At 64.4% G+C, this 16021-nt stretch carries 11 protein-coding genes; 3 read left to right on the top strand and 8 right to left on the bottom strand.

Annotated features, from left to right (window positions below; all coding sequences use genetic code 11):
- Positions 1-74 precede the first annotated feature (74 nt).
- From lysS to LH390_RS09985, 3 genes are all read left to right on the top strand, one after another.
- Positions 75-1658, top strand: coding sequence for a lysine--tRNA ligase (lysS, locus tag LH390_RS09995; RefSeq protein WP_227281467.1), 1584 nt, complete (start codon positions 75-77; stop codon positions 1656-1658).
- A gap of 49 nt (positions 1659-1707) precedes the next feature.
- Positions 1708-3360, top strand: coding sequence for an arginine--tRNA ligase (gene argS, locus LH390_RS09990; RefSeq protein WP_227281468.1), 1653 nt, complete (start codon positions 1708-1710; stop codon positions 3358-3360).
- 213 nt (positions 3361-3573) lie between these two features.
- A complete protein-coding gene (locus tag LH390_RS09985) occupies positions 3574-4089 on the top strand; it encodes an arginine repressor (RefSeq protein ID WP_399524836.1) in 516 nt (171 codons plus the stop codon).
- A gap of 74 nt (positions 4090-4163) precedes the next feature.
- Here LH390_RS09985 and LH390_RS09980 read toward each other — a convergent pair whose 3' ends face one another.
- The 8 genes from LH390_RS09980 to pyrR all read right to left on the bottom strand — a co-directional run bounded on the left by LH390_RS09980 (position 4164) and on the right by pyrR (position 15939).
- Entirely contained in the window at positions 4164-5807 is a 1644-nt protein-coding gene (locus tag LH390_RS09980) for a YfcC family protein (RefSeq protein ID WP_227281470.1), read from the bottom strand.
- Between the two features lie 115 nt (positions 5808-5922).
- Positions 5923-6864 (bottom strand): carbamate kinase, encoded by a 942-nt coding sequence (gene arcC, locus LH390_RS09975; RefSeq protein WP_227281471.1) that lies wholly within the window; start codon positions 6862-6864, stop codon positions 5923-5925.
- Positions 6865-7063: 199 nt separating this feature from the next.
- Entirely contained in the window at positions 7064-8059 is a 996-nt protein-coding gene (gene argF, locus LH390_RS09970; RefSeq protein WP_227281472.1) for an ornithine carbamoyltransferase, read from the bottom strand.
- A 1558-nt stretch (positions 8060-9617) separates the two neighbouring features.
- Positions 9618-10865 (bottom strand): arginine deiminase, encoded by a 1248-nt coding sequence (gene arcA, locus LH390_RS09965; RefSeq protein WP_227281473.1) that lies wholly within the window; start codon positions 10863-10865, stop codon positions 9618-9620.
- 40 nt (positions 10866-10905) lie between these two features.
- On the bottom strand, positions 10906-12402 hold the full coding sequence (gene arcD, locus LH390_RS09960) for an arginine-ornithine antiporter (RefSeq protein ID WP_227281474.1): 1497 nt from the start codon (positions 12400-12402) through the stop codon (positions 10906-10908).
- Positions 12403-13004: 602 nt separating this feature from the next.
- Positions 13005-14390, bottom strand: a complete 1386-nt coding sequence (locus tag LH390_RS09955) for a dihydroorotase (RefSeq protein ID WP_227281475.1) — start codon at positions 14388-14390, stop codon at positions 13005-13007.
- Positions 14391-14423: 33 nt separating this feature from the next.
- On the bottom strand, positions 14424-15359 hold the full coding sequence (locus tag LH390_RS09950; protein WP_227281476.1) for an aspartate carbamoyltransferase catalytic subunit: 936 nt from the start codon (positions 15357-15359) through the stop codon (positions 14424-14426).
- A gap of 7 nt (positions 15360-15366) precedes the next feature.
- Complete coding sequence (gene pyrR, locus LH390_RS09945) at positions 15367-15939, bottom strand: bifunctional pyr operon transcriptional regulator/uracil phosphoribosyltransferase PyrR (RefSeq protein WP_227281477.1); 573 nt, start codon at positions 15937-15939, stop codon at positions 15367-15369.
- Between the last annotated feature and the right edge of the window lie 82 nt (positions 15940-16021).

The following is a 16021-nucleotide window of genomic DNA, read 5'->3' as shown; positions in this document are numbered from 1 at the left end:
CACGGCGAAAAAGCGATATCACATTAATCTGCCGGTGGCTGGAACCGCCAACCCATGCGATACGCTGGGATGCTGTGAACAACCCCCAAAACCCCCAGCACGCCGCCGACCTGCCCGAACAGCTGCGCATCCGCCGCGAGAAGCGCGCCCGACTACTCGACGCCGGAATTGAGGCCTACCCCGTCACCGTCGACCGCACCGCAGACATCGCCGATATCCGCGCCCGCTACACCGTCGCGCAGGACGGCGCTGCTGATTCGCCGGCTGATCCTGACGCCGGCGTGACCGTCCTCGAGCCGGGTCAGGAGACCGACGACGAAGTCGCCGTGGTCGGCCGCCTGATGTTTATGCGCAACACCGGCAAGCTGTGCTTTGCCACCCTCCAGGCCGGCGACGGCACCCAGATCCAAGCCATGCTCTCCCTGGCCAAGGTGGGCAAGGACGCCCTCGACGCCTGGAAGGCCGACGTTGACCTGGGCGACTTTATTTCCGTTCGCGGCATCGTGGCCGCCTCCCGCCGCGGCGAGCTGTCCATCATGGCCACTCGCTGGTCCATGGCCGCCAAGGCCCTGCGCCCGCTGCCCGTGGCCTTCGCGCAGATGAATGAGGACACCCGCGTGCGCCAGCGCTACACGGACCTGATCATGCGCTCCCAGGCCCGCGACAACGCGCTGACCCGGATTAAGGTGCTGCGCGCCGTGCGCCACTACCTGGAAGACCAGGGCTTCCTGGAGGTAGAAACCCCCATGCTGCAAACCCTGCATGGCGGGGCGGCCGCGCGCCCGTTTGTCACCCACTCCAACGCGCTCGACATTGACCTGTATCTGCGCATCGCCCCGGAGCTGTTTCTCAAGCGCTGCGTCGTCGGCGGGCTGGAGCGCGTCTTTGAGGTCAACCGCAACTTCCGCAACGAGGGCGTGGACTCCTCCCACAGCCCCGAATTTGCCATGCTGGAGACCTACCAGGCCTTTGGCACCTATGAGGACGGCGCCGCGCTGATCAAGGGGCTGATCCAATCCGTCGCCGTGGAGGTCTTCGGCTCCACCACCGTCACCCTGGCGGACGGCACCGAATATGACTTCGGCGGGCAGTGGCGCGAGATGGAAATGTATCCCTCCCTCAACGAGGCGCTCGCCGCCAAGCACCCCGGCCAACCCGAGGTGACCATCGACAGCACCGTCGATGAGTTGCGTTCGCTTGCCGACGCCATCGGGCTCGACTGGCCCAAGGCAGGCGGGTGGGGTCACGGTAAGTTCGTCGAAGAGATCTGGGAGCACCTGTGCTCCGATCAGCTCTACGGGCCGGTCTTTGTCAAGAACTTCCCCGTGGAGACCTCCCCGCTGACCCGCCAGCACCGCAGCAAGCCCGGCGTCACCGAAAAGTGGGACCTCTACGTCCGCGGCTTCGAGCTGGCCACCGGCTACTCCGAACTGGTGGACCCCGTCATCCAGCGCGAACGCTTTGAGGACCAGGCCCGCCTGGCCGCCGGCGGCGACGAGGAAGCCATGGTCCTAGACGAGGACTTCCTGCGCGCCATGGAACAGGGCATGCCCCCGACCTCCGGCAACGGAATGGGCATTGATCGCCTGCTCATGGCACTGACTGGCCTGGGCATTCGGGAGACCGTGCTCTTCCCGATGGTCAAGCCGGAGGCTTAGCGGCCCTGCCAGGCGTGCGGGGGTATGCCTGGCGTTAGAATGTGGGGTTATGACACCAACTGATCTCGCCACACTCATCCGCGAGCGCGCGGTTGCGGTCCTTGGCGCCCATGACCTGGACACCTCCGTACTACCGCAGACGGTGGTCGTGGAGAGACCGCGTAATCCCGAGCACGGTGACTACGCCACCAACCTGGCGTTGCAGGTGGCCAAGAAGGCCGGCGTGGCACCCCGCGACCTGGCGACCTGGCTGGCCGAGGCCTTGGTCGAAGACGCGGCGGTCGAGTCCGCTGACGTCGCCGGCCCCGGATTCTTGAACATCCGGGTCGCCGCCGCCGCCCAGGGCGACCTGGTGGGCACCATCCTGGAGCAGGGCGCCAACTTTGGCCACAATGACATGTATGACGGCCTGACCGTCAACCTGGAGTTCGTCTCCGCCAACCCCACCGGCCCCATCCACCTGGGCGGTACCCGCTGGGCCGCAGTCGGCGACTCCCTGGGCCGCGTCCTGGAGGCCTCCGGTGCCAAGGTCACCCGCGAGTACTACTTCAACGACCACGGCGCGCAGATCGACCGCTTCGCCCGCTCCCTGGTGGCCGCCGCGAAGGGCGAGCCCGTGCCGGAGGACGGCTACGGCGGAGACTACATCAATGAGATCGCCCAGGCCGTGCTGGACAAGCAGCCCGATGCCCTCTCCGGCACGCCGGAAGAGGTCCAGGAGACCTTCCGCTCCCTGGGCGTGGACATGATGTTCGAGCACATCCAGACCTCGCTGCATGACTTTGGCACGGACTTTGACGTCTACTTCCACGAGAACTCCCTGTTCGAGTCCGGCGCGGTGGAAAAGGCCATCCAGCGGCTCAAGGACAATGACTCGCTGTACTTCCACGACGGGGCCTGGTGGCTGCGCACCACCGCCTACGGCGATGAGAAGGACCGCGTGGTGATCAAGTCCGACGGCAACGCCGCCTACATCGCCGGCGACATCGCCTACGTGGCGGACAAGATCGAGCGCGGTCACGAGCTGTGCATCTACATGCTCGGCGCGGACCACCACGGCTACATCGATCGCCTCAAGGCTGCGGCCGCGGGCATGGGCTACCGGGCCGATCAGGTCGAGGTGCTCATCGGCCAGATGGTCAACCTGGTGCGCGACGGCAAGGCGGTGCGCATGTCCAAGCGCGCCGGTACAGTGATCACCCTCGATGACCTCGTCGAGGCCGTGGGTATCGACGCCGCCCGCTACTCCATGGTGCGTTCCTCCGTGGACAGCTCCCTGGATATTGACCTCGAGCTGTGGGCCTCCCAGTCGTCTGAGAGCCCGGTCTACTACGTGCAGTACGCGCACGCGCGCCTGGCCTCCATCATGCGGCGCGCCGCGGATGCCGGCGTGTCCTCAGAGGGTGCGGACTTCTCGCTGCTCACCCACGAGAAGGAGGGCGACCTGATCCGCACGCTGGGTGACTTCCCCACGGTGGTGCGCTCTGCGGCCGAGCTGCGCGAGCCGCACCGCGTGGTGCGCTACGCCGAGGAGCTGGCCAGCGCCTTCAACAAGTTCTATGACAACTGCCAGATCCTGCCGCGCGGGGAAGAAGAGCCCCAGCCGGTTAATGCCGCGCGTCTGGGCCTGGCGCAGGCCACCAAGCAGACGCTGGCCAACGCGCTGCAACTGGTGGGCGTGAGTGCCCCGGAGCGGATGTAGTACGCGAACGGATACACCGGTGCACCCCGTCGAGTCCTCGGACCGGCGGGGTGCACTCATGTACACAACCTGTCAATCAACAGAATAGGGATTGCCTGTAGGTCGCCTGAATCAGCGGTGCGTGCTGTGGCCGAGTCACCTCATAGTTGAGTACGGTAATCCTCGACGTACACAGACCTTTGACTTCCCCTTCCCCCCTCATTAGCAAGGATATTGATGTATAACTCGACGTCTCGGACCGCCCGGCAAGGCCAGATTCTGGAAATCCTGTCCAGCACCAAGGTCACCAGCCAGGGCCAACTGTCCGAGCTGCTGCTCAAGGCGGGCATCGAGGTCACCCAGACCACGCTCTCGCGCGACCTCGACGAACTCGGCGCCCAAAAGATCAGACCCGCCAAGGGGCGCGCCTACTACGTGGTCGGCGAATCCCCCGAAACCACGGAGATGTACTCCACCCCGCTGGAAAAGCTCAAGAAGATGATCAACGAGCTGGCCGTGAGCATTGACTCTTCCTCGGCGATCGTGGTGCTACGCACGCCGCCGGGAGCGGCCCAATACCTAGCCAGCTTCATCGACCGCGCCCGCGTCCCGGAGATCGTGGGCTGTACCGCCGGCGATGACACCGTCTTTGTGCTGGCCCGCGAACCCTGGACCGGAAAGGAGCTGGAGAAGCTGTTCGCCGATGGCGTCAACGGCATCGGCAAGGCCAACGCGGAAGGCAGCGAGTAGGCCCGAGCGCCCCGGAAGAACACAACAACCCCTGCCGGGTGTGGCAGGGGTTTTTCGGTGCTGATCGGGCAAGGCTAGCTATACACCAGCACCTGGGCGACGAGCATGCCGCCGCCGAAGACGAACATGAACGCCACCATCGGCCAGACGAACTTCAGCCAGTGGGAGAACTTCATGTCCAGCATCTGCAAGGTCGCCATGATCAGGCCGGTGGGGGCGATGAACAGCATCGCATACTGGCCCCACTGATAAGCCGAAACGACGATGAACCGCTCGATGCCCACGGCGTCGGCAAGCGGAGCCATGATCGGCATGGACAACACCGCTAAGCCGGAGGAGGACGGCACCACAAAGCCCAGGAAGAAGAACACCACCATGAGCATGAGGATGAACACCGGGCCGTGCATGCCGGTGACCATGTGGGAGGCCGAATCCAGCATCGTGTCGGAGATCTTGCCCTCGTTGAGCACGATGTTGATGCCGCGGGCCAGGCCGATGATCAGCGAGACCGCCACGAGCGATGACGCCCCCTCCGAAAACGCATCCACCACCTGCGACTCGCTGAGCTTACTGCCCCCATAGTGGGCGATGAACATGATGATCAGGGTGATCGTCAGGAACGAGGCCGCCATCGTGGGGAACCACCAGCCCTGACTCATCACACCCCACACCATCAGCGGGAAAGCGATGGCAAACAGGGTAAGAATGATCTTCTTTTCCACCGTGAACGCCCCAATAGCGGCGGCGTCCTCGCTCATACCCCAGTGCTTTTTAAACTTGTCCCGGTCCTCATAAGAAATGGATGCGCTGGGGTCCTTCTTAATGCGCCGGCAATACCAGGCCAGGTAAGCGATGATGGCCACCGCGCCCACCGCGCAGCCCGCAATACGCCACGTGATGCCCTCCGTGAATTGCACGCCCGCCGCATTCGACGCAATGACCACAGAAAATGGGTTAATGGTGGAGAACGCGGACCCCACCGATCCGGCAAGGAAGATGGCACCCACCGTGACTATCGAGTCATAACCCAAAGAGATAAAGATCGGCGCCAGGATGGGGTAGAAGGCCACCGCCTCCTCCTCCATGCCGCAGGCCGTACCACCCAGCACCATGAGCACAGAGACCACCGCAACGAGCATGAACTCGCGGCCCTTAGTCTTCTTAGTCAGGGCCATCAGCCCCGACTCAAAGGCCCCCGTCGCGCGGACCACCCCGATCAAACCGCCCAGCACCAGGATGAACACGATGATGTCCACCGCCTCAATGGTGCCCTCCACCATGGAGGTCGGGATATCCCACGCCCCGGCACGCACCTGCTCCACGCGCTCATAGGTGCCCGGAACAGAGATCTCGTTCTTAATGGCCCCCGACGTGAACTTATCAATGCCGATGTCCATGTTGAGCTTGTCCAGGCTGGACTGCTCAGCAGGAAGATTCTCCGTACTGCCATCCGGGGCGGTGACCACCAGCTGGGAGGAGCTGTCATCAAAATGCAGCTTGGAATAGGACCCGGCGGGAACAAACCACGTGGCCGCGACGGCAACAATGGTAAGAGCAAAAAGGATAGTAAACGCGGAAGGGAAACTGAACTTTCTCTTCTTGGGCTTCTTCTGTGCCTCATCCGTGGCTGACCCCGGTAGCTCGCCTCCCGGCGGGGCATCGATAAGGGTGTTGTCCTGGGCGTGGGCGTCAAGCGAATCTGGCTGAGACGCAGTCATTGTTGCGACCTTTCTGTGCAAAGCAACAAGGAGCTAAGAAAAAGGACCCCCAGGCAATTCTCACCACTGCGAAAGGGTGCATGCCGGAAGGTCCTTTACCGTTAGGGTGCCGGGGTTAATCGGCGACGATATGAGTGCCGCAGGTCCCCTCGAGGCCCTGGCTGGCTTTTTCCAAAGACGTGATCAGCGCGCTGCGTCCGGGGCCGGACTCCACAAAGTCCAAACAGGCCTCAATCTTCGGCAGCATCGACCCCTCCGCGAAGTAGCCCTGCTGGGCGTACTTACGCGCCTCCGACGCCGTGACGGTCTCCAGTTTACGCTGCGTGGGCTGGTTGTAATCCAGGTAGACGTTGTCCACCGCGGTCAGAATCACCAGCTCATCAGCATCCGCGTCGCGGGCCAGCAGCGCCGCGGTGCGGTCCTTATCAATCACCGCCGGCACCCCGCGCAGCTCAGAACCGGAATCGGTGACGGGGATGCCGCCGCCGCCGGCGGCGACGGTGACCACGCCGGCGTCGAGAAGCGAACGAATCACATCAGCCTCAACCACGCGCACCGGCTGCGGGGACGCAACCGCCCAACGCCAGCCGCGCCCAGCATCCTCAACATAGGTGTTGCCCGTCGCGGCGGCCAGAGACTCCGCCTCCTCCTTAGACAACATCGCGCCCACCGGCTTGGTCGGCTTCTGGAACGCAGGATCATCCGCGTCCACCACCGTCTGCGTGACAATCGCGGTGGTCGCACGATTCAGCTGACGCGCAGCCATCTCATTGCGCAACGCCTGAACCAGGTGATAGCCGATGTAGCCCTGCGACATTGCGCCGCACTCGGCGAACGGAATCTCCGGCGTGGAGCCCGTGCGCGCGGACTCATCAGTAGCCACCTTGATCATGCCCACCTGCGGGCCATTGCCATGAGAGATAAGCACCTCATGGCCAGCCGCAATCATCTCCACCAGCGATGTGGCAGTGTGCTTGATCAGCTCGAGTTGTTCGGCGGGAGTCTTGCCCAAAGCGTTGCCGCCGAGGGCAACGACGATTCTCTTGGAGTCAGTCATGAAGGGTAGGAACCTCCGGCTTTCTAGATCATGTCTCGGTTCGTGTGTCCGGCCCCCACGACACAACGAGGTGGGTGATCCGGAAAAAGGGATGAGTCAAGCCCCGGGCAGCCCCCACGAGGGGGTGTGGGGGGCCGGTGACGGGGGTGCGGCTCAGCGGTGCTTGCCGCTCGGTGCCGCGCGGTGTCGCTGCGTGCCGCTAGGACAGCGTGGCGTACATGACAGCCTTGATGGTGTGCATGCGGTTTTCGGCCTCGTCGAAGACGCGGGACTGCGTGGACTCGAAGACGTCGTCAGCAACCTCCATCTCGGAGACGCCGAACTTCTCGGCGATGTCCGCACCGATGGTGGTCTTGGTGTCGTGGAAGGACGGCAGGCAGTGCATGAAGATGGCATCCTTGTCGGCCTTGGCCATGACGTCGGCGGTGACGCGGTAGGGCTCCAGCAGCTTGATGCGCTTCTCCCACAGCTCATCCGGCTCGCCCATGGAAACCCAAATGTCGGTGTAGATGACGTGGGCATCCTTGGCGGCAGCCTCCACGTCCTCGGTCAGGGTGACGGACCCGCCGGTCTGGCTGGCGATCTCCTCGCACTGCTTGACCAGGTCCGCCTCCGGCATCTGCTCGGTCGGGCCGCAGGCCACAAAGTGCAGGCCCAGCTTCGCGCACACAACCATCAGGGAGTTGGCCACGTTGTTCTGGGCGTCCCCCATGAACACGAACTTCAGGCCCTTGAGCCCCTGCGGGAAGTTCTCCTCCACAGTGAGCATGTCCGCGATCATCTGGGTGGGGTGGAATTCGGTGGTCAGGCCGTTCCACACCGGCACGCCGGCGTTAGCGGCCAGGTCTTCCACGATCTCCTGGGCGAAGCCACGGTACTCAATGCCGTCATACATGCGGCCCAGCACGCGCGCGGTGTCCTCGATGGACTCCTTCTTGCCCATCTGGGAGCTGCCCGGATCCAGGTAGGTCACGCCCATGCCCAGGTCCATGCCGGCAACCTCGAAGGCACACCGGGTGCGGGTGGAGGTCTTTTCAAAGAGCAAGACGATGTTCTTGCCCTCCAGGTACCGGTGGGGCACACCCGCGAGCTTCATGTCCTTGAACTGCTTGGACAGGCGGATGAGGTAGCGGATCTCATCGGGGGTGTAATCAAGAAGCTTGAGGAAGTTCCGGCCGCTGAGGCTAACTGGCATGAGAGTGACTCTCCTTCTGACTTCGAATCCCGGGATCGGGTCGTCCCTCCCGGGCTGAACGTTGGGAATCGAGTATCCCCTGACCTCCGTTCACGTTTGCGATGCTACCAGTTTGTCAGAATTGCGAAAATCGAACGGCGGTAATTGTGCAATGTTCCGGCGATTGCATAATCCACATTATCGACGCCCTGACCTGCAGGTATGCGCGAATCTGCGGGCATGTGGGGACTTTTGGTATTTCTATAGTGGAAACGGATTACCCCCGAATGTGCTATGGCAATTGTCACACTAAACGCTGCTACTAACGGGGTGTGCAAATATAATGCGAAAGGTGGAAATGTAGCGGTTTATGTTGATCCGCGCTGGTCCCACGGGCCCGACAAACCCAACATAAAGAAGGGGATCGAGGGTATTGCTGTGCCGATTTTTGCCGGCGAGGATTGCGGTGCGAGGGACTGTTTGGGGTGCTGTTATCTGGCCTATTTTGGTGACGATGCACCGCCAGGGCGGCACAAGCGGTAGACCCTTGCAGGCCGCTGCCCTCTCCGGGAGGGTCCTCACATGCACCGTGTGACTGGTGAGGTTGACACGGTGCGTTTTCGGGGGTAAAAAGCCGGCGTTTCGGGGGTGTTTTGTGCACTCTGTTAATCCCACCAGTCACACGGTGCATGGCACGGGGGCGCGGCGCAGGGCCGCAAAGCAGACGCTTATCGACGCCCCCGGGGCCTTCCCGTGCGGTCGCGTTCTGCTCGGGCCCGGGGCTTGTCCGCGTATCCGGGGTCTTGCCATTTCGGGTAGGCCCTCAAAATGCACCGTGTGACTGGTGAGGTTTACACGATGCGTTATCGGGGGTGAAAAGCCGGCGTTTCGGGGGTGATTTGCGCACTCTGTTAATCCCACCAGTCACACGGTGCAGAGAACGGGGGCGCGGCGCAGGGCGGCAAGGCAGACGCTTATCGACGCCTCCGGGGCCTTCCCGTGCGTTCGCGTTCTGCTCGGGCCCGGGGTCTGTTCGCGTCCCCCGGGCGCGGGCCTCGCACTCTCCGTGCCCCCAAAATGCACCGTGTGACTGGTGAGGTTTACGTGGTGCGTTTTCGGGGGTGAAAAGCCGGCGTTTCGGGGGTGATTTGTGCACTGTATTAATCCCACCAGTCACACGGTGCAGGAGGGGGGCGCGTACCGAGGCCGAGAGTCTACAAGGTCCGCAAGGCAGACGCTTATCGACGCCCCCGGGGCCTTCTCGTGCGTTCGCGTTCTGCTCGGGCCCGGGGTCTGTTCGCGTCTCCGGGGGTCTTGCCCTTTCGGGTAGGCCCCCAAAATGCACCGTGTGACTGGTGAGGTTTACACGATGCGTTTTCGGGGGTGAAAAACCGGCGTTTCGGGGGTGATTTGCGCACTTTGTTAACCCCACCAGTCACACGGTGCATGGCGAGGGGGCGCAGAAGGGTGCCGACCTCCCCAACCCCCAAGACACGAAGAAGGGCCCGCACACCCTGCAGCGTGCGGGCCCTTCGCGGGGGCCGAAAACCCTCGAAAACCTTCGAAAACCCTCTAGGCGTTAGTAGTCAACGGCCTCGCGGGTGATCGGGCAGGTCATGCAGTGTCCGCCGCCGCGGCCGCGGCCGAGTTCGGCGGAGCTGACCTCGACGACCTCGATGCCGGCGTCGCGAAGCTTGGCGTTGGTGTAGGTGTTGCGGTCGTAGCCCACGACCACGCCGGGCTCCAGGGCGACAACGTTGTTGCCGTCGTCCCACTGCTCGCGCTCGGCGGCGAAGGCGTCGCCTCCGGTAGATACGACGCGCAGTTCCTTGAGGCCCAGGACATCGGCAACCACGTCGACGAACTTGCGGTCGTCGCGCTCGACGGACATGCCGGCGGCGTTGTCTTCGGGGCGCAGGATGAGCGAGGCGATGGTGTCGGTGACCGGCTCGTAGCAGGTGACCAGGTCGCGGTCGCAGAAGGAGAAGACGGTGTCCAGGTGCATGGAGGCGCGGTCGGGGGCCATGGCGGCCACGACGACCTTTTCGGCGGCGCCTTCGGCGAACAGGTTGCGGGCCAGCTGGGAGATGGCCTGCCAGGAGGAGCGCTCGCCCATGCCGATGAGCACCACGCCGTTGCCCACGGGCATGATGTCGCCGCCTTCCAGGGAGGACAGGCCTTGGTCCTCGTTGGGGTCTCCGTACCAGATCTTGAAGTCTTGGTCGGCGAAGGTCGGGTGGAACTTGTAGATGCTGGTGGTCAGCAGGGTTTCCTGGCGGCGGGTGGGCCAGTGCATGGGGTTCAGCGAGACGCCGCCGAAGATCCAGGCGGTGGTGTCGCGGGTGAACTGCGTGTTGGGCAGCGGGGGCAGGACGAATTCGGTGGGCTCGTGGACGCCGGCGAGTGCAGACGAGACGGGGCCGCGCAGGTCCTTGGGCAGGTCGGCGTAGGCCACGCCTCCGATGAGGAGTTCGGACAGTTCGGCGGCGGGGACGTCGTTAAGCCATCCGCGCAGTTCTTGGGAGATGCCGTGGCCGACGTTCTTGGGGGCGAGCTTGTTGTCCAGCACCCAGGCGCGCGCGGTGGTGTCTTCGAGCGTTTCGGCGAGCAGCTGGGACATTTCTAGTACCTCGACGCCGTGGCCTCTCATCTTTTCCACGAAGTCGGCGTGGTCGCGGCGTGCTTGGTCGACCCAGAGGACGTCGTCGAAAAGCAGCTCTTGGCAGTTGCGGGGGGTGAGGCGTTCGTGGGCGCGGCCGGGGGAGCAGACCATGACCTGACGCAGCTTGCCAACCTCGGACCAGGCACCGATGGGAGTGTGGGACATGATGATCAAAATCCTTTCGTGACAGGAAATACAGTGGAAACTAGATCAGGGACAGCTCGCCGCGGGCGATAAGAACGATGGCCGCGACGGCGGCGACGACCATGACCGCGAGGATGAGCAATTCGTAGCCGCGGAAGAGGGTCTTTTCGCCCTTTTCGCGCCGGGCCCAGATGTAGACGGCGGCGCCGGGGACGTAGAGCAGAGCGGCGAGCAGGAGGTTTTCAATCCCGGCGGCGTAGATCAGCCAGAAGCCGTAGATGGTGGCGATGATGGAGACCACCAGGTCGCGGGTGCGCCCCTTGGCCAGCTCGCCGGTGTAGGTGTCGCCGCGCAGGGTGACCATGAGGGCGTAGCCGGCGCTGAGCAGGTAGGGCACCAGGATCAGTGCGGCGGCCAGGGTGGCCATGCCCAGGTAGACGTCGTTGGAGAAGAAGGTGCTCAGCAGGAACAGCTGGCACAGGATGTTGGTCACCCACAGGGCGTTGGCGGGGGCGCCGTGGGAGTTGAGCTTGCCAAAGAACTTGGGCATGGTGCCGTCGGAGCCGGGGACCTGCATGGTTTCGCCGCACAGGAGGATCCAGGCGAGCAGTGCGCCGATGAGTGAGATGAGCACGCCGATGCTGATCAGCCAGGAGCCCCAGGGGCCCACGACCTCGGCGAGGACGTCGCCCATGGAGATGTCCGGCAGGCCGGCGACCTCGGCGCGCTTCATCACGCCCAGGGACAAAAGGTTCACGGCGACGAGCAGGGCGAGCATGAACACGAAGCCCAGCACGGTGGCCTTGCCCACGTCGGAGCGCTTGGCGGCGCGCTTGGAGTAGATCGAGGCGCCTTCGATGCCGATGAACACCCACACGGTGACCATCATCATGGACTTGGTCTGCTCGGCGATGCTGCCCAGGTCGGCGGATTCGGAGCCCCAGAAGTCCAGGGTGAACAGGTCATAGTGGAAGCCGAAGGCGACGATGATGATGAACACCGCAAGCGGCACGATCTTGGCCACCGTGGTGATGGTGTTGACCAGGGCGGCCGTCTGCACGCCGCGGATGACCAGCGCGTGGGTGGCCCACAGCACCACGGAGGCGCCGATGATGGCCGGAAGGGTGTTGCCGCCTTCGAAAATCGGGAAGAACTTGCCCAGCGTGGAAAACAGCAGCACCAGGTAGCCCACGTTGCCAATGAAGGCGGACAGCCAGTAGCCCCAGGCGGAGTTGAAGCCCACAAAGTCGCCGAAGCCGGCGCGCGCGTAGGCGTAGATGCCGTTGTCCAGGTTGGGCTTGCGCATGGACAGGAACTGGTAGACCAGCGCCAGGCAGACCATGCCCACGCCGGTAATGGTCCAGCCGATGATGATGGGCCCCGGCGCGGCGACGGAGGCGATGTTTTGGGGCAGGGAGAAGATGCCGCCGCCGATCATGGAGCCCACCACCAGGGCCAGCAGGGCGAAGAAGGACAGCCCTTGGGCCCCGGCACCCCCTTGGGTGGGCGACTCGGGAGCGGCCGCGGTGCCGCTGCCCGAAACGTTCTCAGTTTGCATGTTATTCCTTCCTGCGAATTGATCGCCGGTGCCGCCACAATCGAGGAAACAGCCCGCGAAACAGATATTTCAATAAAGTGTAGCGGCGTGCATAGTAGAAATACGTTTCCGTCTTTCGAATTAAAAGATTAATGCCCGCGGCGGTGTCGTGTCCACTGGGGGCGCTGCGCGGGCGCGAGGCGGAGCGGTGTCCCCTTCGCTTATCGACGACCCTCGTGCCTGGGGTTTTGCACAAAATCTCCGGTCCGCTCGCCGCTGGGGCAGCGGGTCTTTCCGGGTGCCGGGGCATAGTTTGCGCCTTTTAATTGCAGTGGAAACTATCGGGGTGCGGGGTTGCCGCAGTGAGTGCGACTATCAATTAAAAGTCACGCCGATCGGTGGAATTGGCCATGCACTGCGGTGTATACCCAACAAAGTGCGGCTGTCCAGAAGTGGAAATGTTCTGTAAATCACACCGTGCGGTCGGCGTTCTCCCCCCATCTTGGGGGTGGCTGGGAATGTGCCACGGCCCCGCCCTCCTGTCCGCGCGGGGCGGGGTGGAGGCCGGGGCCGGTGGTGGCTGTACGGCAACTGTAGGGCTGCCGTAGGGCTGCTGTAGGCGCCTAGGCGGTGTGCGTTCCCGCCGGGGCGGCCGCACCGTCCTGGCAGGTGACGTGCCCGCGCAGGAGGGTGGTGGTGACCTTAGCGTTGAAGGTGCGCCCCTCGTAGGGGGTGTTGCTGGCCTTGGAGGCCAGTTCGCGTCCGCTGACGGTCCACGGGGAGTCCTCGTCGACCACGGTGAGGTTGGCGGGCTCGCCGACGGCGATGGGCCGGCCGTGGTCGGGCAGCTGGGTGATCTGGGCGGGGCGCTCGGACATGACCTTGGCCACCCAGCGCCAGTCGGCCAGGCCGGTCTTGACAAAGACCTCGGCGATGATGGCCAGGGAGGTCTCCAGGCCGAGCATGCCGGGGCGGGCGAGTTCGAACTCGCAGCACTTTTCCTCCGCGGAGTGCGGGGCGTGGTCGGAGGCGACGCAGTCGATGGTGCCTTCGAGCAGTGCGGTGCGCAGGGCTTCGATGTCGGAGTTTTCCCGCAGCGGCGGGTTGACCCGGTACTGGCCGTCGTAGGTTTCCAGCAGCTCGTCGGAGAGCAGCAGGTGGTGGGGGGTGACCTCGGCGGTCATGGGGATGCCTTGGCCCTTGGCCCACTTGAGCAGTTCGACGGAGCCGGCGGTGGAGGCGTGGCAGATGTGCACGCGGTTGCCGTAGTCGCGGGCGAGCAGGGCGTCGCGGGCGATGATGGCCTCTTCGGCGGCGCGCGGCCAGCCGCGCAGGCCCAGGCGCCCGGCGATTTCGCCTTCGTGTGCGGTGGCGTCATCGGTCAGCCGCGGGTCCTCGCAGTGCTGGGCGAGCAGCACGTCCAGGCCGCGGGCGTATTCGATGGCGCGGCGCATGATCACGGGGTTTTCCACGCACTTGCCGTCGTCGGAGAACATGCGCACCTTGGCGTCGGACTGTGTCATGAGGCCGAACTCGGTGAGCGTCTTGCCTTCCAGGCCCTTGGTGATGGAGCCGACGGGGTGGACGTCGCACAGGCCGACCTGTTGGCCCTTGTACCACACGCCTTCGGCGATGACGGGCTGGTCCGTGACCGGCTGGGTGTTGGCCATGGTGAACACGGCCGTGAATCCGCCTTGGGCTGCGGCTGCGGAGCCGGAGGCGATGGTTTCGGTCTCCTCGCGGCCGGGCTCGCGCAGGTGGACGTGCATGTCTACCAGGCCGGGCAGCAGGACGCCGCCGTGGCCGTCGACGGTGCGGTCCGCGTCAGTATCGGCGGAGGCGTCGAGGTCGCTGATCACGCCGTCGGTGATGAGCACGTTGACCGGGGAGCCTTCGCCGTAGGGGCGCACGTTGGTGAGCAGGACGGTCCCGGCGAAGGCCGGGGCGGTGGTGCCGGTGGCGGGGTAGTTTTCGGTGCTGGTGCCGCCCGGCTGGGTTGAATCGGACATGGGTGTAGATGTTCCTTTCCGTGTGAGCCGGGTTTAGGCGGCGTCGTCGGTGGCCAGCAGGGTGAACAGGACGGCCATGCGGGCGTGAACGCCGTTGGAGACCTGTTGGAGTACCACGGTGTTGCCCTGGTCGGCGACGGGGTAGTCAATTTCCATGCCGCGCAGCATGGGGCCGGGGTGCATGATGATGCCGTTTTCTTGGATCTTCTCCGCGCGCTCCTCGGTCAGCCCGTAGAGGGCGGTGTATTCGCGGTTGGAGGGGAAGAATCCGCCGTGCATGCGTTCGGCCTGGACGCGCAGCATCATGACGACGTCGGCGTCCGGGATTTCGGCGTCGAAGTTGGCGGTGGTGCGCACGGGCCAGTTTTCTACGCCCACGGGCAGCAGGGTGGGCGGGGCGACCAGGACGACCTCGGCGCCCAGGGTGGTCAGCAGGTCCACGTTGGAGCGCACCACGCGGGAGTGCAGGCAGTCGCCGCACAGGACGATCTTCTTGCCGGAGATCTCTCCGATGCGCTGGCGCATGGTCACCGCGTCGAGCAGCGCCTGGGTGGGGTGCTGGTGGCGGCCGTCGCCGGCGTTGATCACGCTGGGGCCCTTGCCGCCGGGGGCGACAACCTCGGCGAGGTGCTGGGCGGCGCCGGAGACGGGGTGGCGCATGATGATGGCGTCGGCGCCCACGGCGCGCAGCGTCAGGCCGGTGTCGCGCAGGGACTCGCCCTTCTTCACCGACGAGGAGCTGGCGGCGATGTTCATCATGTTGGCGCTCAGCGCCTTGCCGGCGGCCTCGAAGGAGGAGCGGGTGCGGGTGGAGTTCTCGTAGAAGAGGTTGAACACCATGCGGCCGCGCAGGGTGGGCAGCTGCTTGACCTCGCGGCCTTCGAGCGCCTCGCGGAAGCGGTCCGCCTCGTCCATGAGTCCCACGATTTCTTCGCGGGACAGGTCAGAAATGCTCAGGAGATGCTTCACCGCGTGCTCACGCATCCTTCCGGGTCAGGGTCACCGCGTCGGTGCCGTCGAGTTCTTCGAGGAGGACCGTGACGTCCTCGGTGTGGGAGGTGGGCAGGTTCTTGCCCACGTAGTCCGCCCGGATGGGCAGTTCCCGGTGGCCGCGGTCAACCAGCGTGGCCAGCTGGATGCGGGCGGGGCGGCCCAGGTCGCGCAGGGCGTCCAGCGCGGCGCGGATGGTGCGCCCGGAGTAGAGGACGTCGTCGACCAGGATGACGGTGATGTCATCGATTCCCCCGGCGGGGATTTGGGTGGGCCGCAGTGCGCGGTGCGGTTTGCCGCGCAGGTCGTCGCGGTAGAGAGTGGTGTCCAGTGCGCCGTATTCGACGTGGACTCCGGAGTATTCCTCGATTTTTGCGCTGAGCCGCTTGGCCAGCGGAACCCCTCCCGATGGAATTCCCAGTAGGACTACCCGTGGTGAATCCGGGGAGTCAATAGCAGTCTTTTCAATGATCTGGTGCGCGATGCGCGCGATGATGCGTCCGACGTCGTCGCCGCTCAAAATCTCGGCGGTGTCTGGACGGGAATCAGCTTCGCTCATCGTGACCTCCTTTCCCGCTTCTCTGTGCGGTCCTTAAAGGATGTCCAGCAATGACTGGTTGTCTCTTTCTGTTCCAAGACGC

Source organism: Corynebacterium uberis, assembly GCF_020616335.1.
GTDB lineage: Bacteria > Actinomycetota > Actinomycetes > Mycobacteriales > Mycobacteriaceae > Corynebacterium > Corynebacterium uberis.
The sequence above is the reverse complement of the archived record's forward strand: the minus strand, read 5'-3'. Positions and strand labels throughout refer to the sequence as shown.

Coding starts and splice junctions, on each gene's coding strand:
- argS (WP_227281468.1), top strand. CDS start 1,708: ATGACACCAACTGATCTCGCCACACTCATCCGCGAGCGCGCGGTTGCG.
- LH390_RS09980 (WP_227281470.1), bottom strand. CDS start 5,807: ATGACTGCGTCTCAGCCAGATTCGCTTGACGCCCACGCCCAGGACAAC.
- arcC (WP_227281471.1), bottom strand. CDS start 6,864: ATGACTGACTCCAAGAGAATCGTCGTTGCCCTCGGCGGCAACGCTTTG.
- argF (WP_227281472.1), bottom strand. CDS start 8,059: ATGCCAGTTAGCCTCAGCGGCCGGAACTTCCTCAAGCTTCTTGATTAC.
- arcA (WP_227281473.1), bottom strand. CDS start 10,865: ATGTCCCACACTCCCATCGGTGCCTGGTCCGAGGTTGGCAAGCTGCGT.
- arcD (WP_227281474.1), bottom strand. CDS start 12,402: ATGCAAACTGAGAACGTTTCGGGCAGCGGCACCGCGGCCGCTCCCGAG.
- LH390_RS09955 (WP_227281475.1), bottom strand. CDS start 14,390: ATGTCCGATTCAACCCAGCCGGGCGGCACCAGCACCGAAAACTACCCC.
- pyrR (WP_227281477.1), bottom strand. CDS start 15,939: ATGAGCGAAGCTGATTCCCGTCCAGACACCGCCGAGATTTTGAGCGGC.